This window comes from Algoriphagus sp. SE2, from assembly GCF_039563885.1.
GTDB lineage: Bacteria > Bacteroidota > Bacteroidia > Cytophagales > Cyclobacteriaceae > Algoriphagus.
Map to the genome: position 1 here is coordinate 174,926 of NZ_JBCLWJ010000007.1, position 22,747 is coordinate 197,672.

At 37.6% G+C, this 22,747-nt stretch carries 21 protein-coding genes; 11 read left to right on the plus strand and 10 right to left on the minus strand.

Going from position 1 to position 22,747, the window contains the following annotated elements; genetic code table 11:
* The first annotated feature begins 1 nt into the window (after position 1).
* The 5 genes from AAGF08_RS10810 (at position 2) to AAGF08_RS10830 (ending at position 9,724) form a co-directional block, all read left to right on the plus strand.
* On the plus strand, positions 2–2,425 hold the full coding sequence (locus tag AAGF08_RS10810) for an arylsulfatase (RefSeq protein WP_343511176.1): 2,424 nt from the start codon (positions 2–4) through the stop codon (positions 2,423–2,425).
* Positions 2,426–2,672: 247 nt separating this feature from the next.
* Positions 2,673–4,244 (plus strand): DUF1254 domain-containing protein, encoded by a 1,572-nt coding sequence (locus AAGF08_RS10815; RefSeq protein ID WP_343511177.1) that lies wholly within the window; start codon positions 2,673–2,675, stop codon positions 4,242–4,244.
* Between the two features lie 261 nt (positions 4,245–4,505).
* On the plus strand, positions 4,506–5,957 hold the full coding sequence (locus AAGF08_RS10820) for a deoxyribodipyrimidine photo-lyase (protein WP_343511178.1): 1,452 nt from the start codon (positions 4,506–4,508) through the stop codon (positions 5,955–5,957).
* Between the two features lie 204 nt (positions 5,958–6,161).
* The gene (locus AAGF08_RS10825) at positions 6,162–8,564 is read left to right on the plus strand and encodes a penicillin acylase family protein (protein WP_343511179.1); all 2,403 of its coding nucleotides are present in this window, start codon (positions 6,162–6,164) and stop codon (positions 8,562–8,564) included.
* A gap of 254 nt (positions 8,565–8,818) precedes the next feature.
* The gene (locus AAGF08_RS10830; RefSeq protein ID WP_343511180.1) at positions 8,819–9,724 is read left to right on the plus strand and encodes a class I SAM-dependent methyltransferase; all 906 of its coding nucleotides are present in this window, start codon (positions 8,819–8,821) and stop codon (positions 9,722–9,724) included.
* 74 nt (positions 9,725–9,798) lie between these two features.
* Here AAGF08_RS10830 and AAGF08_RS10835 read toward each other — a convergent pair whose 3' ends face one another.
* Both AAGF08_RS10835 and AAGF08_RS10840 read right to left on the minus strand, forming a co-directional pair.
* Entirely contained in the window at positions 9,799–10,197 is a 399-nt protein-coding gene (locus AAGF08_RS10835; protein ID WP_343511181.1) for a DUF1573 domain-containing protein, read from the minus strand.
* Positions 10,198–10,314: 117 nt separating this feature from the next.
* Entirely contained in the window at positions 10,315–11,766 is a 1,452-nt protein-coding gene (locus tag AAGF08_RS10840; RefSeq protein ID WP_343511182.1) for an AAA family ATPase, read from the minus strand.
* 14 nt (positions 11,767–11,780) lie between these two features.
* Here AAGF08_RS10840 and AAGF08_RS10845 point away from each other — a divergent pair, with 14 nt between their 5' ends.
* Genes AAGF08_RS10845 through coaD form a run of 4 tightly spaced genes read left to right on the plus strand, consistent with a single transcriptional unit; the run spans position 11,781 to position 14,209 of the window.
* On the plus strand, positions 11,781–12,290 hold the full coding sequence (locus AAGF08_RS10845; protein ID WP_343511183.1) for an NUDIX hydrolase: 510 nt from the start codon (positions 11,781–11,783) through the stop codon (positions 12,288–12,290).
* A gap of 48 nt (positions 12,291–12,338) precedes the next feature.
* Positions 12,339–12,920 (plus strand): hypothetical protein, encoded by a 582-nt coding sequence (locus tag AAGF08_RS10850; protein WP_343511184.1) that lies wholly within the window; start codon positions 12,339–12,341, stop codon positions 12,918–12,920.
* A 12-nt stretch (positions 12,921–12,932) separates the two neighbouring features.
* On the plus strand, positions 12,933–13,751 hold the full coding sequence (locus tag AAGF08_RS10855) for a DUF3822 family protein (RefSeq protein ID WP_343511185.1): 819 nt from the start codon (positions 12,933–12,935) through the stop codon (positions 13,749–13,751).
* A 2-nt stretch (positions 13,752–13,753) separates the two neighbouring features.
* A complete protein-coding gene (gene coaD, locus AAGF08_RS10860) occupies positions 13,754–14,209 on the plus strand; it encodes a pantetheine-phosphate adenylyltransferase (RefSeq protein WP_343511187.1) in 456 nt (151 codons plus the stop codon).
* Here the strand turns inward: coaD and AAGF08_RS10865 are convergent.
* On the minus strand, positions 14,197–14,886 hold the full coding sequence (locus AAGF08_RS10865; RefSeq protein WP_343511188.1) for an NUDIX hydrolase: 690 nt from the start codon (positions 14,884–14,886) through the stop codon (positions 14,197–14,199). The genes coaD and AAGF08_RS10865 overlap by 13 nt on opposite strands.
* A gap of 96 nt (positions 14,887–14,982) precedes the next feature.
* Between AAGF08_RS10865 and pyrE the strand changes: the two genes are divergently transcribed.
* A complete protein-coding gene (gene pyrE / locus AAGF08_RS10870; RefSeq protein WP_343511189.1) occupies positions 14,983–15,627 on the plus strand; it encodes an orotate phosphoribosyltransferase in 645 nt (214 codons plus the stop codon).
* Between the two features lie 9 nt (positions 15,628–15,636).
* Here pyrE and AAGF08_RS10875 read toward each other — a convergent pair whose 3' ends face one another.
* From AAGF08_RS10875 to AAGF08_RS10905, 7 genes are all read right to left on the minus strand, one after another.
* Positions 15,637–16,839 (minus strand): hypothetical protein, encoded by a 1,203-nt coding sequence (locus AAGF08_RS10875; RefSeq protein WP_343511190.1) that lies wholly within the window; start codon positions 16,837–16,839, stop codon positions 15,637–15,639.
* Between the two features lie 5 nt (positions 16,840–16,844).
* Positions 16,845–17,675, minus strand: coding sequence for a GMP synthase (locus AAGF08_RS10880; protein WP_343511191.1), 831 nt, complete (start codon positions 17,673–17,675; stop codon positions 16,845–16,847).
* 33 nt (positions 17,676–17,708) lie between these two features.
* On the minus strand, positions 17,709–18,836 hold the full coding sequence (locus tag AAGF08_RS10885; protein WP_343511192.1) for a carboxylate-amine ligase: 1,128 nt from the start codon (positions 18,834–18,836) through the stop codon (positions 17,709–17,711).
* Positions 18,837–18,854: 18 nt separating this feature from the next.
* Entirely contained in the window at positions 18,855–19,811 is a 957-nt protein-coding gene (locus AAGF08_RS10890; protein ID WP_343511193.1) for a hypothetical protein, read from the minus strand.
* A 37-nt stretch (positions 19,812–19,848) separates the two neighbouring features.
* Positions 19,849–20,562 (minus strand): alpha/beta hydrolase-fold protein, encoded by a 714-nt coding sequence (locus AAGF08_RS10895; protein ID WP_343511194.1) that lies wholly within the window; start codon positions 20,560–20,562, stop codon positions 19,849–19,851.
* A gap of 99 nt (positions 20,563–20,661) precedes the next feature.
* Positions 20,662–21,111 carry a hypothetical protein gene (locus tag AAGF08_RS10900; RefSeq protein ID WP_343511195.1) on the minus strand — a complete coding sequence of 150 codons (450 nt, stop codon included), beginning with the start codon at positions 21,109–21,111 and terminating at the stop codon, positions 20,662–20,664.
* A gap of 198 nt (positions 21,112–21,309) precedes the next feature.
* Positions 21,310–21,819: a gamma carbonic anhydrase family protein gene (locus AAGF08_RS10905; protein ID WP_343511196.1), complete on the minus strand. Its 510-nt coding sequence runs from the start codon at positions 21,817–21,819 to the stop codon at positions 21,310–21,312.
* A 145-nt stretch (positions 21,820–21,964) separates the two neighbouring features.
* On the opposite strand from AAGF08_RS10905, the gene AAGF08_RS10910 reads away from it, so the two are divergent.
* A complete protein-coding gene (locus AAGF08_RS10910; protein WP_343511197.1) occupies positions 21,965–22,690 on the plus strand; it encodes a YceI family protein in 726 nt (241 codons plus the stop codon).
* The last annotated feature ends 57 nt before the right edge of the window (positions 22,691–22,747 follow it).

Sequence of the window (22,747 nt, forward strand, 5' to 3'; positions counted from 1 at the left end):
TATGAAACAAAATTCAATTAGATCCTTATTTATAGCAGTGGAAAAATTATCACTGCTTATATTAATAGCAAGTATTGTGTTTTCTTGCACTCAAAATCAAAAACCTCTAACTGTTTCTGATTATCCTTCTGATGGAAGTGTTTTGCCTTTCCCGGAACCACCACAAGCAAGTGTGACCGGTAAAACATTGAAGGACTCCAAGCATCAATGGCGAAAAGCGGAAAATCATCTTCCTGATGATGCTCCCAACATTGTAATATTCATGACGGATGATGCCGGTTTTTCTAATCCATCGACTTTCGGGGGGCCGATAAACATGCCAACCATGACGCGATTGGCTGAATCGGGTATCGCGTATAATGCTTTTCATACCACAGCCATGTGCTCACCAACAAGGGCTTCTTTGCTAACCGGTCGAAACCATCACCGTGTTGGAGCCGGGCAAATTGCGGAACTTGCTTCTGATTGGGATGGCTATGTTGGATTAATTCCTAAATCCACTGCTACTATGGCCCAGGTACTTTCGTATTATGGTTATAACACAGCCGCTTTTGGCAAATGGCATAATACTCCTGTAACCGACATCACTAAACTGGGTCCTTTTGACAGGTATCCGACAGGACTGGGCTTTGATTATTTTTACGGCTTTCTGGCAGGTGAAGACTCACAGTATGAGCCTATGTTGTTTGAAAACACCAATCCTATAAATCCACCTCACCACCCTAAGTACCATCTGACAGAGGATATGGCAGAAAAGGCCATAGATTGGATGAGAACCAGCAACACCATTTCACCCGGCAAGCCATTTTTTATGTATTTCACCCCCGGGGCTGTGCATGGCCCACACCAGATTTTTGAAGAGTGGGTAGAAAAGTACGACGGCAAATTTGATGAAGGCTGGGAGGTTTTAAGAGAAACGACCTTTGAAAAACAAAAAGAAATGGGATGGATTCCGGAGGATGCAGTATTGAACCCATTAGCTAAAGGGATGCAGAAATGGAGTGATGTTCCCGAATCACAAAAAGAATTTCAAATCCGCTTGATGGAAATTTATGCAGGTTTCCTAGAGCATACTGATGTTCAATATGGTAAGGTGATAGATGAACTCGAAAATCAAGGGCTGCTGGAGAATACTCTTATCATCTATATTAATTCTGACAATGGACCCTCCGCTGAAGGTATGAATGGAACCATTAGTGAATTGTTAGCCCAGAATGGAATGCCGTCCACTGTAGAACAGCAGTTGGAAGTACTTGAAAGAGACTTTGGAGGATTGGAAGCTTTGGGAGGGCCAAAACTTGAGAATATGTACCACCATGGTTGGGCCTATTCAGGAGCGTCTCCGTTTCAGGGAACTAAACTGGTTGCGGCACAATTTGGGGGAACCAGAACTCCATTGGTTATTTCCTGGCCAAAAGGAATTAAACACGACGGTAAAGTACGTTCACAATTTCATCATGTGAACGATATTGCTCCAACTATTTATGATCTTCTGGATATTAATCCTCCGGGTGTTGTGGATGGTTTTGAACAACAAGCTCTTGACGGTGTATCGATGAAATATACCTTTGATCAGCCCGAAGAAAAAACCAAAAAACTTACTCAATATTTTGAAATTTTAGGAAGCCGGGGTATCTACCATGATGGTTGGTTTGCCGGCACTTTTGGTCCACGAGCTCCCTGGAGTGTAGATTTGTCCGGTGTAATGAATTGGGAACCAGACAAAGAAGTTTGGGAACTTTATAACCTGGAAGAAGACTATTCTCAGTCAAAAGATTTGGCCAATGAGTATCCGGAAAAACTGGCGGAGTTAAAAGATTTGTTTGACAAAGAAGCCACCGAGAACCTGGTTTATCCTATTGGTGCCTCTATGTATACTGTGTTTTTCAATCCGAGTGAATTGCCGTCTTCTCCACTAACTGAATGGTCTTTTTATGTGGGACAGAACCGAATTCCCGAAGCTATGGCTCCCAAGTTTGTAAGTGGACGATCCACCCTGGCTGTCATTGATGCTGAAATTGACAAAAATTCTGAAGGTGTGTTCTTTGCCCTGGGAGGAATTGCTTCCGGATTCACGGTTTATTTAGACAAGGGTATTTTAAAAGCTGAATACAATGCCATGACCCTTGACCGATATAAAATAGCCTCTGAATCAGCTATTGCAACAGGTAAAGTAAAGATTGAAGTTGAAACTAAATATGATTCCAAGGAACGCATGGCGCCTGCAACAATAACTTTAAAGGTGAACGGGGAGCAAGTAGGTCAGGGGCGTATAGAAAGATCAGTGCCAGCCCAACATTCTGCTTTTGAAACCTTTGATGTGGGAGAAGATTTGGGCTCGCCCGTTGCATTGGATTATTATGATCGGGCACCATTCAAATTTAGTGGGAAGATTAATAAAATTAACATTCGATATTTGGATTAATTTTTATGTAAAAATGTGATCATAAAATCTCAAAAACTGAATAATATGAAAAGACTTCTTGTAGGATTGTTCAAAGTGGCATTGCGATTCTACATACCCCAAGAAAGTGTCATAATCGAAGAATGGGTGCCACCCGGAATCGTACCGCAGAAGTAGCATAAATAAAAAGATAAACAAGGTGAATCACTGCAAAGAGCGGCTTGATGCCTTACCAGCTAACTCTAGTATATCCCTAAAAAGAAACAAAATGAGAAAATTCAAATTCGGAATACTAAGCATAACACTTCTGGCGGTATTCACCGGCTGTCAGGAAAAAAATGATGGTGGTAAAAGCCAAAAAGTAGCGCCAGCCACCTATGCGCAGACCACTGAAATTCCTGCTGGAATTACAACGCCAAATGAGGTGTCCACTTCAATAGGAACCTTGCATTTTAAGGATGGTGCTCCTTTGCCGGAGACTGCCGAATTGGTCTATGAAAATCTGGATAGGATGCGAGGAGTGGATGCTTTTTTAAAGGCTATGCCAGCTGCTTCGGTACGGCAAATGATGTTAGGGCCTGCAGAAATCGGTGTATCAGATTATAACAAAGTGATGATAACAGAAGGTTTGATGGATTCTAAACCGCTCTATCTAACTGCCAACACCAACACTTTGTATGCAACACCCTATATCAACATGAAGGACCTGGGGCCAATGGTTTTGGAAATTCCCGCTGGCATGTTGGGTGCGTTTAATGACGCTTGGTTCAGGTACATCGGTGACATAGGCCCCTTTGGACCGGATAAGGGACAGGGCGGCAAATTCCTCCTTTTACCTCCGGATTATGAGGGAGAGGTCCCTCAGGGTTATTTCGTTGTCCAATCGAAAACCTTTCGGGTTTGGGCCTTCATGCGTGGTTCAATTGATAAAGGCCTGGAAAATGCCGTAACCAACATCAAGGAAAACCTAAAAGTGTATCCCTTGAGTGAAAAGGAAAATCCAAAGCCTATGGAATTTATGAACGCCACCGGAAAGTCATTTAACACGATTCACGACAACGACATTAACTTTTATTATCATGTGAATGAAGTGATACAGGAAGAGCCCCTGGAGATGATTGATCCAGAAACCCGTGGTTTACTGGCGAGCATCGGAATTGAAAAAGGGAAAGAATTTAATCCTGACGAACGGATGAAACGGATTCTCACTGATGCGGTGGCCATCGGAAACGCAACAGCACGATCCATTGTCTGGTACCCAAGAACCAGCGGAAACCTAGCTAATATGAAGGGTGTTCAGATCTATCCCGACACGGAAAGCGCTTGGATAACGGGATGGGTCAACAAGAACGTCTTTTTCAATGGTGATGACGGCCAAACCATGAATTCAGATGCGCGTGTCATGTTCCATTATCCCTATACGGGCGTTACTCCTGCCATGGGGGCAACCATTCCGGGAAAGGGTTCAGACTATGGTATTGCCTTTGTAGATGACAAGAAGCTACCCTTTGATGGAAGTAAAACTTATAAACTGCACTTACCCCCTCAGCCCCCGGCAAAGGATTTCTGGGCAGTAACCATTTACGATTCACAAACACGTTCTATGCTTCAAACAGACCAGGCCTATCCTACGGTCGGCAGCCAAACAGAGGGCATCAAAATGAACGGTGATGGTTCATTTGACATTTATTTTGGCCCCAAGGCTCCAGATGGATTTGAAAAGAACTGGCTACAAACCATACCGGGGAAAAGCTGGTTTGTTGCGCTCAGGATTTACGGACCACTTGAACCCTGGATAGAAAAGACTTGGAGGCCAAGTGAAATATCAGAAATAGAATAACAGCATACAGTAAACAATATAAAACAGTTGGTATTCAGTGGTTTAATATGACCTGGTTCCCTTTTCAGTATTCTTGTCGGTGGACAAGAACGCAGCCCGAAAACCCAACCGTTTCATATTTTAAAATGTTATGCTTCATTATCAGAAACCGCTAACCAATGATAAAAACTGACACCCTCATTAGAAAGCTTAAAAACTATTTGCTCTCCTTTAAACACTGAGAAAAACTTACAGTTAAATCAATAAATAAGATTTTTGTAAGTGACCCAAATCAATCTAGTCTGGCTTAAAAGAGACTTGCGCACGCAAGATCATGAACCGCTGCGAGAAGCTGAAAAAGCTGGACTCCCCTATTTGATCATTTACCTTTTTGAACCTTCCATAATCTCCCTCCCAGATACTTCAGAGCGACATTTGCAGTTCATTTACCATTCCATAAAAGAGTTAAATCGGTCATTAAAAATATATAATAGAAAAGTAGATGTTTTCTACTCAGAATTTGAACCAGCACTTGATTATATCTGTCAGAAATATGAAGTCAGGCAGCTCTTTAGTTATCAAGAAAGTGGTGTAAAGAAGACATGGGAAAGAGATAAAAATGTAAAGAAGATTTTACTCAAAAAGGGAATCAAGTGGAGGGAATTTCAAAGAGATGGAGTGATCAGAGGCATTCGGAATCGAGCTGGTTGGGATAAAAGTTGGTATTCAATAATGTGCCAACCAATCATTGAAAATACGTTCAGTAAGAATAATCTTCCTCCCTTAAATCACCCTTGTCCATCAGGTAAAGAGTTTGAATCCAAACTTGAGAATTATCCGGGTGAATTTCAGCCTGCCGGAGAATCAAATGCCTGGAAATATCTCAAATCCTTTACAGATAAAAGAGGTGCCAATTATAGCTTTCATATTTCCAAACCAACAGAAAGCAGAAAATCTTGCGGACGAATCTCCCCATATCTTTCCTGGGGTACTCTCAGTATCAAACAAGCTTATCAATACATCAAGAATCACGATAACTTCAGTAAGTACAAACGATCTTTCGGAGGTATACTCACACGACTAAAATGGCACTGTCATTTCATTCAAAAATTTGAAGTGGAATGTGAATACGAACATACTTGCATTAACCGGGGATATGAATTACTTGAGCGGGACGATAACCCAAACTTTCTTAATGCTTGGAAAGAAGGGAAAACGGGTTATCCATTGGTAGATGCTACTATGAGATGTGTGACTGCAACTGGTTGGATTAACTTCCGAATGAGAGCCATGTTGGTTTCATTCCTATGCCATCACCTAGATCAAGATTGGCGAAAAGGGGTTTACCATCTGGCCAATCAATTTTTAGATTATGAACCAGGAATTCACTACCCACAATTTCAGATGCAGGCAGGTACAACGGGGATTAATACCATTCGGATTTATAATCCAGTGAAACAATCGAAAGATCACGATCCGAAAGGAATATTTATTAAAAAATGGGTTCCGGAATTAGCAAATGTGCCTACAAACCATATCCATGAACCATGGAGAATGACTGAGATGGATCAGTCTTTCTGTGGAGTGAAAATTGGAAAAGACTACCCTCTTCCGATAATCGATCTGGAAGAAAGGGGCAAAAATGCCCGAAAAAAAATCTGGGGACATCGAAAAAATGAAGCAGTAAAAACTGATAGTCAAAGAATCATTGAAACCCACACCCGAAATTCTTAGCAACCTTTTTTGGCTACTTTAATTTATTTTCAAACTACGCTAAAGGAAAATTCAATTATTTCTAAGGCTCCTGTCCTTTAAGTACCTAAAGGTTATGTCAAAAAATTTCATAAATTGATTGAGGCTTATCTTCAAATACAAAGAATGAGCTTCATTATTTTGCATTACCCCAATGCCCAAAGAGGTAGGTAAAACTCCGATTTTATGAGAAAGACATTGTCCCAATTAATGCTCACTTTTTTAATAGCAATTAGTATTTATGCTTGTGAGCAAGCGAATAACAATAAACTCATCGTCAATGGATTGCAAGAACCTGTCGAAATAATCAGAGATGAGTGGGGGATCAATCACATTTATGCAAAAAACCAACATGATCTATTTTTTGCCCAAGGCTATGCAGCCGCAAAAGATCGACTTTTTCAGTTCGAAATATGGAGGCGACAAGCCACTGGAACAGTGGCAGAGATTTTAGGAGAAAGAGAATTGAAGCGAGATATAGGTACCCGGCTTTTTAAATTCCGTGGTGATTTATCAGAGGAATTGAATCATTATCATGAAGACGGTGAAGAAATCATAAATGCTTATACTCAAGGAGTAAATGCCTACATTGAAGAAATCCTAGCAACACCGGATCAGCTTCCGATCGAATTTAAGATTCTCAATATCGTACCTGAAAAATGGACTTCAGATGTTGTGATTTCAAGGCATCAAGGGCTTTTGGGAAATATTGAGGAGGAATTAGAAATTGGGCAAGCTGTGGCCAGATTAGGAGTCGATAAGGTCAAGGATCTCTCATGGTTTCATCCAAAAGAACCGGATCTGAGTATTGATCCGGTCATTGACCAAGAGTTGCTTTTCGATGATATTTTAGAATTATATAAAGCATACAGAAAGCCAGTTCAATTCAAGAAAAGTGATATCCTTCCCCAGTATCGGGACTCAATAAAAGAGAATTCTGTTGCTACACTAATTGAAGATAATGACGCATCTTTTTCGATAGGAAGTAACAATTGGGTAGTGAGTGGCGAACTTACGGAGAATGGAAATACTTATATGGCCAACGATCCACATAGGACAATAGCGATTCCTTCTTTGAGATATATGGTCCATTTGGTGGCTCCGGAATGGAATGTCATAGGAGGAGGTGAACCTGAAATTCCCGGGATATCTATTGGTCATAATGAATATGGAGCTTGGGGACTTACTGTTTTTGAAACAGATGGGGAGGACTTATATGTTTATGAATTAAATCCAGAGAATAATCAGCAGTACCTGTACAAAGGAGAATGGGAGGAAATGAATGTCATTACGGAGACATTCAAAGTAAAAGGAAAAGAAGATGTAAAAGTTGACCTTTTTTATTCCCGGCATGGCCCCGTCACCTATGTGGATTCTGTAAATAATAAAGCATATGCAGTTCGATGTGCATGGCTGGAACCCGGAGGTTCACCCTATTTAGCTTCCCTGCGTATGGATCAGGCAAAAACTTGGGAAGAGTTCCGTGAAGCCTGTAATTACAGTCATATTCCGGGTGAAAATATGATTTGGGCAGATAAGGAAGGAAATATAGGCTGGCAATCAGTTGGCATTGCTCCTATTCGTAGGAATTTTAGTGGTCTTGTCCCGGTTCCGGGTGATGGAAGATACGAATGGGATGGTTATTTACCCATAATTCAAAAACCAAATATTGAAAATCCTTCCGTAGGATATTTCGCCTCTGCAAATCAGAATATTACACCAGAGGATTATGAGCATTGGGATGCTATTGGATTTACCTGGGCTGATCCTTTTCGTGGAGATAGAGTTGAAGAAGTACTTAGCTCGGGAAAAAAATTTACTATGGAGGACATGATGGATCTTCAGGTTGATTACCTCTCCATTCCGGCTAGGACGCTCGTTCCTTATTTATTAGATCTGCCATTCACAGATAAAGTTGCTGCTGCAAAGGAAAAACTTCGTGGATGGGATTACAAATTAGAACCTAACTCAATTGAAGCTGCGATTTATGTGGCATGGGAAAACGAGATACGAAGTCTTGCAGCATCCAGATTTATTCCAGATTCTGGCAAAGAAATATTAGGAAGCATTCAGATGCAAAAGATCTTAGATTGGATTATTGCTCCTGACAGAAGATTTGGATTCAACCCAAGTCTAGGGAGAGATCAATTTCTTGCAGAGTCATTTCAAAATGGGATAGCTTATCTTGAAGAAAGGCTTGGTGAGAACATGAACAATTGGCAATATGGCCAAGAGAAATTCAAGCATACCTATATGGCGCATGCTTTAGGAGGATTGGTAAACGAAGAGCTTAAAGCAAAATTAGATGTTGGCCCTTTACCACGTGGAGGAAATTCTTATACACCAGGTTCGACAGGGGGAAACAATAGACAAAGCTCTGGTGCTTCCTTTCGGATTATCGTAAATACAGGAGACTGGGATGCTACTGTTGGAACCAATGGCCCGGGTCAATCAGGCAATCCTGACAGCCCTTTTTATAGTAACCTATTCGAGCCATGGGCAAAAGATCAATACTTTCCTGTTTATTATTCGCGAGATAAAGTAGAAGCTGTTTCTGCAGATAAAATAGTCTTAAGTCCAAAAAAATAAATTAAGAATCACCCTGGTAATTGTTTGAAGTGATTTAAAATACCACCTTAATCAACATTATTTAAAAATTGATCTTAATTAAATCACTAATAATTCGATTCATAAGATTTAAGATTTTTTGACTGATTGATCTGTCATAGGAATGACCATCTTTTTAGTCTACCTTATGCAAAGGAAGATCTTCACCCAAAGCGAATCCTAAGAGTAGGATATGATGCTTCCAATGCTAATCAGTTTTACCTAAATAAAAGAAAATGGCAAACAAAGAGGATTTAGATTTTACATACACTACTATAGACAACATATTTCGCCTAAGCATTGGAGAAACAGGAGATTATAGTGGAGCTAAATATGATGGTGATTTTTCAATGTCCCTAGAAGAAGCCCAAGAGGCTAAACATAAATTTATTGCTGACAGCCTTCACATTAAAAAAGGCAGTAAAGTACTGGATATGGCCTGCGGCTGGGGACCATTTATCAATTACATCACCAAAGAAAGAGGGGCTTCTGCTATAGGATTAACCCTCTCTGAAGGGCAAGCAAAAGCATGCAATAAAAATGGGATGGATGTGAGAGTAAAGGATTGCCGCACCGTTAAGCCTGAAGATTTTGGTGTTTTTGATGCTATTACCTGCATAGGTGGGTTGGAGCATTTCTGTTCGGTAGAAGAATGGAAAGCAGGCAAACAAGAGCAGGTTTACAGCGATTTTTTTAAAACTCTAGATGCGCTATTGCCAAAAGGAGGAAGATTCTACATGCAAACCATGACCTTTGGTAAGAATATGATAGACTTCGAAGATATAGACGTAACTGCCGAAAAGGGATCTGCAGCACATGTTTTGGCATTAATGATAAAAGAATTTCCTGGATCTTGGCTTCCATATGGACCCGAAATGGTGATAAGGAATGCTGAACCCCGATTTAAACTCATTTCTCAAAGTAGCGGGAGGCTCGATTATATTGAAACTATCGGTCAATGGAGAAAGAAGTTTAGAAAATTTAGTTTAAAAAAGTATTGGCTCTATGCTTCTCTACTTCCTAGATATTTTACCGATAAAGAATTTAGACATCAGATAGAAGTTTTTAAAGTGAGCCCAAATCGTGTCTGTTTTGAAAAAGAAATCATGGAGCATTATAGGTTGGTCTTTGAAAAAGTGTAAAGAGTTGATTTAGAATTATCTGAAAATCAACACAAAAAAAACCTCCCGCGAATCAGGAGGCTTCAATTTGAATTTTATTTTTTCGTTTTTGGAAGAACGTTAGAAATCAGAGACACTTTTTCTATAGGTTCTGATGCGTTTGAATAAATTCGAACGACCGAATTTTGCTTTCCCATTTTTCCGGCCGAATTAAAAGAAACTTTGATTTCAGCCGACTTACCTGGAGGAATTGGATCTTTTGGCCAACTTGGAACAGTACAACCACAGGTTGCTGCAACGTTTGAGATGATCAAAGGCCCATTTCCAGTATTGGTCAACTCAAAGGTGTGCGAAACTTTATCCCCTTGTGTTATGTCTCCAAAATCAACTGACTTTTCCTTAAAGGTAATAGCGGCTCCAGCAGCTTCTTGTGCATCTACATGGGAAACTAAAGTGAAGACAAATAGACTAAATAGGATTGCTAATTTTTTCATGATTTTACTTTATTACGATCTTCAAATATTCATTTTTTTCAAATAGCATCAAATAACGGATTTGAAAGCTATCGGGTTATCTTAACTTAAATACCTTGCCAAAAAAGGATAAAGACCTTACTCTAAGGTATTTTCATCCATTGCCTTAACAAAAAACATGGGGTTAAAATTCACTAAATAAAGTTCCTCGGTAGCTCTAGTGATAGCTGTATAGAGCCATCTCGTAAAATCTTTATCCACCTGGTCTTCTTTCACATAGCCTTGATCCACAAAAACGGCTTTCCATTGTCCTCCCTGAGCTTTATGGCAAGTCAAAGCATAAGCAAACTTAACCTGAAGTGCATTTAAATAGGGGTCTTTTCTGATTAGTTCCATCCGTTCAACTTTGCTCGCTACATCAGCATAATCTTCCGACACCTGCTGGTAAAGGCTTCTGTATTGATCCCTAGTTAAAGATGGACTTGGAGAATAAAGTGTATCCAAGATGACTTTTGCCTCAAAATGTGGCTCATCTGGATAATCTAATAATCTCAATTCCAATGTCGCAAAACGGAATCCATACAATTCCTCAAATGACCTGATTTTCATCACCTCAGCCATATCCCCATTGGCCAAAAAGTTTACCTTTTCGGATTCAGCCATATAGGTGTAATTATTCTTAACTATCATCAGCAAATCCCCAGTGCTGATTTCATCTTCAAAAAAATGAATGACTTGACGAATGTATAAATTGTATTGAACGGCAGCTTTATTGGAACGAGTAACGATCGTGGTATTTTCTGTCCCGTATTTATCGTAAGCATATCTCAACCCATCCTCTAACCTCTCACCGGTCATCTTAAAAGTATCCTTAAAAGTATTGGTTGTAATCTGAATTTTGGGAGGGTCCTTTTTTAGCTCATTTCGAAGATTTGTGGCATTGAAAAGTATTCCTGATTCAAGTTTCTGGCGCATTACTTCAGTTAACTCTATTTGATCTGCATCCAAACGAAAATGCCTTTGTAAATAGGTTGATTCTAAAGCAGGGCTAAAATCACTTCCAACAGGAGGTAATTGTGCTGTATCTCCAACCAATATGATACGATTTCCTGAACCTTGAAAAGTAAATCGGATTAAATCTCCAAGTAAGTTCCCGGACATCCCACCATCATCTGCCAGCATAGAGGATTCGTCTACTATAAATACGGTATCCTTGTAGTAATTTTTTTGAAGTATGAATCCTAAACCTAAACTTCCGTCCTCTCCTTTCGGCTTATATATAATCTTGTGAATCGTATAAGCCGCCCTTTTACTGTAATTCCCCATAACTTTTGCAGCTCTTCCAGTAGGGGCCAATAGCAAAGCTCTCATGTTTAGCCGGGGTAAACTTTTTACCAAAGCGGAAATCACAGAAGTTTTCCCCGTACCTGCATACCCTCTTAATACAAAAGTGGGCTGAGTGGAAGCCTCCAAACTTAGGAATTGATCCATTTTTCTAAAAAATTCATTTTGACCCAGAGTAGGTGTAAAAGGAAAATTTTTGACCAATAAATCCGATGGCTTTGGTATGTGCTGATTATCTTTAGGCATATAAGCTAATGTAAATGTCAAAAGACGAAATCAGCAAGGAAATAGAGTCAAAATTTGGAAATCATTTAAGGATTCGGGTAAATGGGATTCTAATTGAGAATAATAAATTATTGATGGTGAAACATCTGATGGGAAAAGGGAAGATCTTATGGTCTGTTCCTGGGGGTGGAATGGTTTATGGTCAAAATGCAGAAGAAAATTTAATCAGGGAATTTAGAGAAGAGACAGGCCTAAATGTTAAAATTCACAAATATTTGTTCGTTCATGAGTTTTTAGACCCTCCATTGCATGCAATGGAGCATTTTTTTAGTTTAAAATCCACGGGAGGTAGTTTAAAACTGGGAGAAGATCCCGAACTTAGTAAACGATTCCAGATATTAAATGAAATAGCCTGGATGAGTATAGAAGATATCCGTTCACTGCCTCAGGACTCCCTTCATCAAATCTTTTGGCGAATAAATTCACTTGAGGAGTTAGGATTGTGGAAAGGATATTTTAATTTTGAAAATATTTCCATAAAATAGCACGTTATAAAAACCTTCAACCTTACCTTGATTTAAAATTTAATCAAAATGAATCTAACTAAAGTATTATCCTTTGTCTTCCTTTTAGCTGCTCTAGGTCTTGGTTACCTTCTTTGGAAAGGTGTAGATGATGTAGTGGAAACTGAGAAAAGAATTGCTTTGACTGAAGCTGCAATTATTGAGAAACTCCAAATGCTACGTGATGCCGAATTGGCTTATCAAGCTGCAAACGGAAAGTATGCAGACAATTGGGACAGCTTAAAGCAATTTATCGAGGAAGGAAAAATCTGGCTTGTACAGCGAACTGAAACAACCAAATTATTGGAATATGGTAAAGAAGAAACTACTGTTACTTTTGATACCTTAGGTTCTGTAAATGTACTTGATTCTTTATTTAACGAAAGAAAGTATCCAGACTTCAATTTAGAGGCTTTAGCAGTAGTTCCAGGTTCAGGAGGTAAGAGATTTGAATTTTTCGCAGATAAGATCGAAAGAAACAATTACGAAATTGCAGTATTTGAAATAAGAGATCCTGCTCCAATTAACCCTGAAAGAAGACTTAACAACAATGAGAAAGCTTTAAAAGTAGGTTCCAGAACAGACGCTTCTACTGAAGGTAACTGGAAATAATCCCTACGGATTTTGGAAAACAATCTCAAAGTATATAAAAGTGATAAGTTTGATGTGGCGGACACCACTGGCTTATCACTTTTTTTATTCCCTAATTCTGTAGCCATTTTTGCCAAAGACAAAAACCAGGCTAACATAGCCATTCACTATTACAAAAATTTGAATAGCGAAAACTTAGATTCTTTGCTTGTTTCTGATGAGTTTCTAAGATTGGATATACCCACAAAAGTTTTTACCCATGAGTTGGAATTCAGTCTTGTACCTGGGGTTTTATATTCACCAGGAAAAGAAGACACCTATCTTTCCTTTGTAGGAAAACAAAAAGACAATAATTTTTATTTTGCCAATGCTCTTGACAGCAATAACATTCAACTCGTTTCTTTTCTTTCTGAAAAAACCAAAAAATCCTTAGAGTCCAGATTTTCAGATTTAAGCTACTTTCATGGAGCTACTTCCTTTCTATCTTACCTTTTCAAAGAACGCTTCAATCTAATTGGTCAAGAAATTCTAGTTTGCGTTCTAGATCATTATTTTTATGCAGCAGCTTTTACTGATCAAGAATTAACGGTCTTTAATATTTTTGAAATTCAAAGTAAAGAGGATATTTTGAAGTATGTAAGTATTCTTATAGCCCAGTTGAACTACGACAAGAACCATGTTCGAATAAGTGTTTTTGGCGCTTCTAGCCAGCATGAGATTACAGAGGATTGGGGTATGGCATATTTCCATCATTTCAGGGTGAAGACACCCCATTCAAATCAAAACTATTCACACGGGTTTAAGCATTTAAAATCAGGAGGATTGTTTGAGACCTACTGGCAATTTGACTAACAATGAAAAAAACAGCCGTTTTTCCTGGTTCCTTTGACCCATTCACTATGGGGCATCATGATATTGTCACAAGAAGTTTAAAACTTTTTGATGAGGTAATCATTGGAATAGGCTATAACTCCACGAAGCAAAATCGATATTTTGATATCGATATGATGGTGGAAAAAATACAGGAGGTTTATAAGGGTATCGATGCAGTAAAAGTGGTTGTTTACAATGAATTGACTTCTACCCTAGCAAAAAAACATAATGCAGGTTATTTAATCAGAGGGTTGAGAAACACTACTGATTTTGAATATGAGAATACGATCTGCCAAATGAATCGATACCTAAATGAAGATTTAGAAACTGTATTCCTTATTACATCTCCCCCATTTGCAGCAATTAGCTCAACAGTGATTCGGGAAGTTCATCGATACGGGGGTGATGTTACAGAATTCCTTCCTTATAAAATATGAGGTTTCGGATGATTTTTAATGAATTGCTTAAATAGAAACCTCATTGATGGATATGAATTAACCAAAGCGATTTTGGCATCAGGCTCGTAGAACCATCTGATATCTTCAATTCCTTCTTCTTTTTGGGGAGTCATATTTCTATCATCAATACACTCCATTTCATACCAGTATGTTTTCTTAAGAATACTTTTCCGATTTTGAGTATAGGTATGCCAAGTATTGTAAAGATGTTTTTTTGATCTGACCTTAATTGCACATTCTTCCTCTACTTCTCTCACAGCACATTGCTCGGGAGTTTCACCTTTTTCAAATTTACCTTTTGGAAAATCCCATTTCCCTAATCTAAAAATCAGTAAAACTTTATTTTTCTGGTTTGTTACTACCCCACCTGCAGCTTTGATGATCATGAACCTACTTTTTACAAATTTCTTCAAAGTAGATTTATCTTTTGTGACTAAAGTAATGGAATCAAGGTCCTTTAATTTCCGAGTTCTTAAGACATATAGAATTTTGATAATCAAATCATGGGATGGCTCATGAAACAGCACATCGTCATTCCATTGCACCTGATTTAGCAATTCATCTGCCTGATGATAAATAGACTCATAATTTTTTCTACCGTCTAGCTCTTCATACGAGAGTAAGTCTAATGGCTTGTCGTTTACAAAAATTCTCATAAAAAGCTGAGTCTTAATTTTTCTGTTTAGATCAAAAATGCATAAAAAATTCAGCAGCAACAACCTTCCACAAAGTTTATCACTTATTTTTGGGGTATGGAAATATTAGACTCGAGTGTAGCTGCTGAAGTAGCTGATAAATTACTGGAAATTCAAGCAATTCGGCTTAAACCGGATTCACCTTTTACTTGGGCATCAGGTTGGAAGTCACCGATATATTGTGATAATAGGCTATCCTTATCATTTCCCGAAGTACGAAACCTGATTAAAGAACAATTAGTTAAAAGTGTAATGCATCATTTTCCAAATGCACAAGCAATTGCAGGAGTTGCAACTGCTGGTATTCCTCAAGGAGCACTTATAGCAAATGATTTAGATCTTCCATTTATTTATGTAAGATCAAAAGCCAAAGGTCATGGAATGGAGAATATGATAGAAGGAAAGGTGACTCAAGGACAAAAGGTAGTAGTCGTAGAAGATTTAGTCTCTACAGGTGGTAGTTCCCTCAAGGCAGTTAAAGACCTAAGGAAGGCAGGATTTGAAGTATTAGGAATGGTTGCCATTTTCAGCTATGGCTTTGATATCGCAGCCACTAATTTTAAAAATGCCAATGTAAAATTGGTATGTTTAAGTCACTATGAAGCTTTACTTCCAAGAGCAATAGAGAAAAAATACATCACTGATGAAACTCTTAAATCTCTGGAATCCTGGAGGAAAGACCCTGAAAATTGGAACCCGTAATTAAGCCGGTTATCCGGCTTTTTCTTTTTCAAACAATCCTAATGAACCCCCAACCCAATCTTTATCCTTATTGAATTTAACACCGATCATTTCTCCTCTGCTAAGTCTTACTAAATTACCAGCGTAAATAGGATTAGGTTCCTCTTCAGGCCAAAGTGCTAAAATCCTCACTTCTACTTTTACATTGCCTTCAGGAGACTTCAAAACTGGTGCATAATGCACTTTCTTCTGAAGAATGTATAGGTCCTTTTCTTTGACTTCCTCTATATCCTGCAGAGTTACATGGAATTTCACACCACTTCCTGAAAAAGAAAACAAAGGTTTCAAAACATAATTTTCTAAGTCCTTAGGAATTTCCTCTATTTCACTTAACAATTTGCTTTCAATAAAGTACGGCCCATGGAGATATGGTAAAATGAATTTTGAAATTCTTGTATACCAATTGGGATGACCTGCCCACTCAATATCCAACTCATCTTCAAAACTAAAAGCAAGTTTTAAGTCCTTTCTCAAATCCAGTTCATCGAAAATCACTCTATTATAAACTCTTTTTATTTGGATTTTCTTTCCTTCGGAATTGATGTAATAAAGCTTTTTATTATCCTTTATAACTTCGGTAACACAAACAATTGGTATTCCTAGATCTCTTTTACAATAGTAAAAATCTATTTTAGTGTTCTGTTTTTCAGGCTCGATTTCAAGTAGGACCACCTCTTCTGGCCTATGATCTTTTATTATCACTTGTTTGAGTAATTCTAGGTATGACGCGTCATCTAAATCACTTAAGTAAGGCGTGGTATTTTCAATAAATGGGTAAAAACTCTGAAACTTTTTGAGAAGATTATATTGAAAGTTGAAAATTGATGGAAACCCCTGAATTTCAATGAGCTTAGGTACAATTTTTCCTTTCTCCTCACAAACGCCAAAATCTATTGCCATAAACTGTGTATGAGCATCTTCATTCGGAACAGAAATATTTAAATCAATTGATCTTTGCGTAATTTCTTTGAAATCTGGCTTTTGGATAAAAGAGACCACTTGATCACAAGCCTCCAGAATTTTACTCTTCAAATCATTAGGAATGAAAAAAGGAGTTTCCGCAATTCTGAAAGTGGGAGCATACCCAAAATCATTGGCTATTTCTTTCAGGAAAGTATCATACTTGTCTTTCGAAAACCCTGCATTAAATTTTTCTCTTAAAGGAGGGATCATAAAATCTAAATAAGAGTAGGCATTTTAGCTGTTTTGATTTTCCTTATAGATTGCTCTAAAAAATTAGGAATCAAAGTTTCGTTCGTTTTATAGATTTTATTTTCATCTACCAAATGCTCAAGCATTGTTCTGAATTTAGCCTTGCCTTTCGTTGCAATAATTTTTTCTCTCACCTCTGGTTTTTTCAAATGAGCCAGAAAGCTTACTGGATCTGCCTCCGGGTGAAATTGAGTCCCCATAATTTCTTCCGAAAACCTAATTGCCATAATTGCTCTCTCATATTCAACATGGGTTCTGATTTTCTCCAGAGCTATAATTTTAGCACCTAATAGGTTGAATTTTTTATGGTTAGGTTGCAAAACTTGGTAATCTCTTGAATCTACAGCCCAAAATGGATTATCCAAGTTTTGAAACAAGGGATCATTTAAACCTTCTTGGGTTTTGTGAATAGACATAACTCCAAAAGAGGTGGATTTTCTTTTACTTAGTTGTCCTAACCCAAAATGTTTGCATGCCATTTGGAAGGAATGACAAATCAATAGAATATACTTTTTATGTGAATGGTTTTGGTTCCATATCCAAATTTGATCGAGTAAATCAAAATACTTGAGGTCCCAATTCCCATCACCTCCTAGTGGACTTCCTGGTCCTCCAGTTGAAATATATAAATCATATTCCAAAATATCCGGTAACTCTGACTTCCCTCTTACATCATAAACTCTGTATGAAATCTGATCCGAAAACCTATCTAGAATATCCTTGATACATCGCATACCTTGGTTGACCTCTCCATCATACATGTCCAAGATTGCCAGATTTATCTTTTTCTTACGCACGATTCTTCTTCTTTAAAACTTTTACAAAGATAATCAAAGGGAATGAATCCCTTGCCTAAACTTCCCAGTTATAAAATCAACAACTTTAGATAAATCTTGTGTTTCTTTGAATACCGCAAGCTGTTGATCAGCTCCTGTACCATTTTTAAGCATCTGGTAGACATAGTTTATTTCATCTCTACTTTCCAACTCATCCACCACATCATCAATAAATTCAAGCAATTCCATTATCAAATCTTTTGTTGGCACTTCTGTTTTTTTGCCAAAATCTATCAGTTTACCTTCTATTCCATTTCTCGCCGCACGAAATTTATTTTCTCTTATTAAGGCAATTCTGTAAATATTAAAACTCGTATTACTAATAAGTAGCTTGTATAATTTAGCAACAACAGCCTGAATTAATGCTGTAATACAGATTGTCTCGTCCACCGTGAGACACATGTCACAAATTCTAAATTCTATTGTGCTGAAAAATGGATGCATTCTCAAGTCCCACCAGATTTTCTTGGGATTATCAATGCAATTGGTCTTAACTAAAATTTCAAGGAAATTGTCATAGGATTGTACAGAATCAAAATACTCAGGTAAACCAGTTCTCGGAAACTTCGCAAATATCTTAGCTCTAAAAGCTTTAAATCCCGTATCTCTTCCTTCCCAAAAAGGTGAATTAGTTGACAAAGCATAAATATGTGGAAGAAAATAGCATGCCTGGTTCATCAATTGAAGAGCAATATCCCGATTATCGATTCCTACATGTACATGAAGTCCAAAAATCAAGTTAGAACGAGCAATGTCTTTTAACTCATTTACAATTTCATGATACCGTGTATCATCTGTGATTTCCTGATCTTGCCATTTAGAAAAGGGATGTGTTCCTGCAGCACCTACAATAAGATCTTGCTTTTGGGCCAATTCAAATATTTTATTTCTCAAAAAGGAAACTTCTTTTCTAGCTTGAGAAATATCTTCGCAAACATTTGTTCCAACTTCAACGACAGATTGATGCATTTCCGCTTTTACCTGTTCTCTCAATTGGATCTTACCCCCCTCCACAATCTTTGACATATGCGACTTTAAATCCCTGGTTTGCGGATCTATAATCTGATATTCTTCTTCAACTCCCAAAGTGAATTTGGGTAATTTTCTCTCTCTTTCTTTCATGAAAAGATTAATTTCTATTTAAAAGCGTTTTGCATTGGATGCGGCATCCCGAATAAAAGTCCCCCAGGTTAAATTTATTTTTCCCGGCTTATGGGCTTTAGCATAACTGATTGCCATTTTTGCTGCTTCCTCAACAACCCAGTCAAAGTTTTCCTGACCCACAGAATTAACATCTGCATCTGGAGCAGGATTACCAAAATCAATAGCATAGGGAATTCCATCTCTCACTGCAAATTCTACTGTATTAAAATCATATCCTAAACCTTTACAAAGTCGGATGGTATAATCCTTTACCGTAGCCAAGAGTTTTTTTGAAGTTGGGGATTTCTCAACTACATACCTTAAATGATGTGGATTTCTTGGCTCATAATCCATTATTCTAACTGCCTTGCCTCCTAAACAATAAACTCTAAAATACTCATCAAAGACAATCTCTTCTTGAAGAAGCATCACAAGTTGGCCTGTTTCTGGATGTTTTTGAAAAAACTCTTCTTTGTTTTCCAGTCGGTAGACATTTTTCCATCCTCCACCTGCATAGGGTTTCATATAGGCTGGAAAACCAATGTATTGAAACATTCCATTCCAGTCTAAGGGAGCTGCTAAATTCCTGAATGATTTACTTGAAGTATCATCGGGATGTTCAGAAGATGGAAGTAAAACTGTTTTTGGTAAAGGGACTCCAAGTTGATCAGCAAGAGCATTGTTGAAAAATTTATCATCTGCACTCCACCAAAATGGATTATTAATTACCGCAGTACCGGTTAATGCCGCATTTTTTAAATAGGCTCTATAAAACGGAACATCCTGGGAAATCCTATCTATGATCACAGCATATTCAGAAAGATGGTTTTGAATCACTTTATCAATTTTTACTGCTTCCGCAGAAATGCCTGTAGGTGCTGTTTGGTTTACCCTATCTATAAAAGCCTGAGGAAATGTATCCTCCATCCCGAAAAGTATTCCTATTTTTTTCATTACAAAATTTTTAAAAGGTGATTTTAAAGTCTATTTATTAATCAAATTTTATTCTGGATAAATAATGCGGAAACATCTCTTTCCAGACTCCCCAATCATGCTCCCTATTCTGTCTCACATCTAGCCAATGAGGGAGTCCTTTATCTTCCAATACCTCATGAAGCTTAAAATTGGCATCATAGCAAATATCCCAATTAGAGGTGCCCAGAACAATATCCATTTTCCATAATTCTTGATCATTTAAAGCTCCCAAAAACTCTAATGGACTGTTATAATAAATATCATCATGAACATAACCATCCATAAAGTTACGAATACTAAATGCTCCTGACATACTGAACATATGGCTTACATAGCCGGGGTGCCTAAATGCAAAATTAGCAGCATGATAACCTCCAAAGCTACATCCCGCCATAGCAACCTTCCCTACTCGGGTATTTAGCCTAATCCGTTCTACCAAATCATGACAAATCATCTTGTCATATGCCACATGCTGCTCTATTCGCTGATGTGGGTGTACATTCTTATTATAGAAACTATTTTTATCATTACTTTCAGGACAAAATATTTGGACTAGCCCTTGATCAATATACCATTGAGCGGAACCGATTAATCCCATATCCCTGTTTTCATGAAAAGATCCCTGTGAAGTTGGGAAAACAACAACCGGATAGCCAGCATGACCAAAAACCAGCATTTCTACATCTCTTTGCAGGTAATTTGAATACCACTTGAAATATTCTTCCTTCATCTATTGCGACTTTGAATTATAGATAATTAAGTGGAACCCACTTAACATCAAATAAGTCAAATTTCATCAAAAACCAAAGCCTTATAGATTGTCAGAAGATTATATTTTCTCTGTTTCCGATTCTATTGTTGAAAATGATTCCTTACGACTAAATCTAATTAGTCTTAGCAACCCAATTAAAAGCGATAATAAAAGTAAACCTACAAATAACCACTTCGACGTTGTAGATACAGAAGCCATAATTGCTAATACCGGTCTTTCGAATGGATAACTATTTAGAATGCACACAATCAGGATGTTTTCTATCAAATCGAAAAACACAATCAGTATCGGGATAAGTAGAATCACCTTATTGTGCCACATGTAGTAAATAAGACCGATTGTTAATAATCCATAAACTATCATGTAAGGAAAATCCAGAGCGAAAATTCCAAATCTGTATATTTCCCTATCTGGCTTAGACAAACTGCTAATTGCATAATATGCCTGATCAACCGAATAAGCAAATTTTAAGTCTAAAGCATATTCTGAGGGAAGAAAATAATTCAACAAAAAGTTGAATAAGATGAAAAGAAAGGCCAACAAAATTAAAATATGCCTTTTCACCAGTGAAGAAAAAAATGCATCTGATACCATGAAAAATGTATTTATATTCTAAATATACCAAAATATTTCAATTAATTTTAAAAAAACAACTTAAAAAATTCCCAGTTTAGAAAAAAAATAAACTCTAGACAGAAAGAATATCTATTTATACCATTTAGCGTACATAGGGTAATTTTTTGCAGTCCTATCTATGATTTGTTGCAGATCTTCACTCGTATCTTTTACTTTTTTTGCCGGTATCCCTGCATAAATTGAATTAGCCTCAACAACTGTTCCTGCCAGAACTACTGCACCGGCAGCAATAACTGCCCCTGATTTAACGAGGGCTCCATCCATTACAATTGCTCCCATTCCAACTAGTACTCTATCTTCAATTGTACAGCCATGGACAATCGCATTATGAGCTATTGAAACTTTCTTTCCGATAATAGTGGGGAATTTTTGATAGGTACAGTGGATTATTGCCCCATCTTGTATGTTAGAATCATCACCAATCCGAATAAAATGAACATCCCCTCGGATCACTGCATTAAACCAAACTGTACAATTATCGCCTAATTCCACATCGCCCACAAGAGTTGAGTTAGGTGCCAACCAACAATTCTGTCCAAATTTAGGTGCCTTCGAATTTACTGGAATAATTAATGCCATAGCTTATTTGTTTGTTCTCGAATCCCAAATCTAAAAATAACTTTCAGCTAAGATTCTTATGCTAAATGAAACTTTTAGAAAAGTTTTGAGTTTACATGTATATACATATAAATTTGCAACTCATTCAACCCTTTATTTAAACCAAATGAAAACTATTAAACTATCAGGATTATTAATTGCAACTGCAATGCTTACATTTTCATGTAGCAAACCAGCAGATACTGTTGAAACAACTGAAGCTCAAGAAGTAGCAGCGGCGGAAGGAAAATCTTTAGAAATTGTTCAAGACGCAACGACAATTGCTTGGAGAGGCTACAAGCCAACTGGTCAGCATTTTGGTAAAATTCCGGCAATTGAGGGATCTCTTGCAGTCAATGGTGAAGAAATTACTGGAGGTAAATTCACTTTTGACATCACAGGTCTGAAAATTGAAGACATGGAAGAAACAGACGAAAGCTACGGTAAACTATGGGGCCACCTTCAATCAGCAGATTTCTTTGATGCGGAGAATCATCCACAAGCAACTTTTGAAATTACTAATGTTGAGTCATTTGCAGCAGGTGATGTGATAGCAGATCAAGAGCAATTTGAGACAGAGAATACCCCTAAATCATCATCTGAACTTTCTCCTGAAAATCCTACGCATTGGATCAGCGGAAATTTAACGATGAGAGGTACAACCAAAAACATTAAATTTCCAGCTACTGTAAGCCTTGATAACGGAACTGTAGTAGCAAAAGCTGGTTTCAATATTGATAGAACTGCATGGGGTTTGGCTTATGGTGACGAAGCAACAGCTGTAGATAAAGCAAAAGATAAATTTATCTATAATACAGTTTCGCTTTCATTAGATGTCAAAGCTGTAGATTAATTTAGATTCAAAATCATTTTAATGAAGAGGAATTCACACGGATTCCTCTTTTTTTGT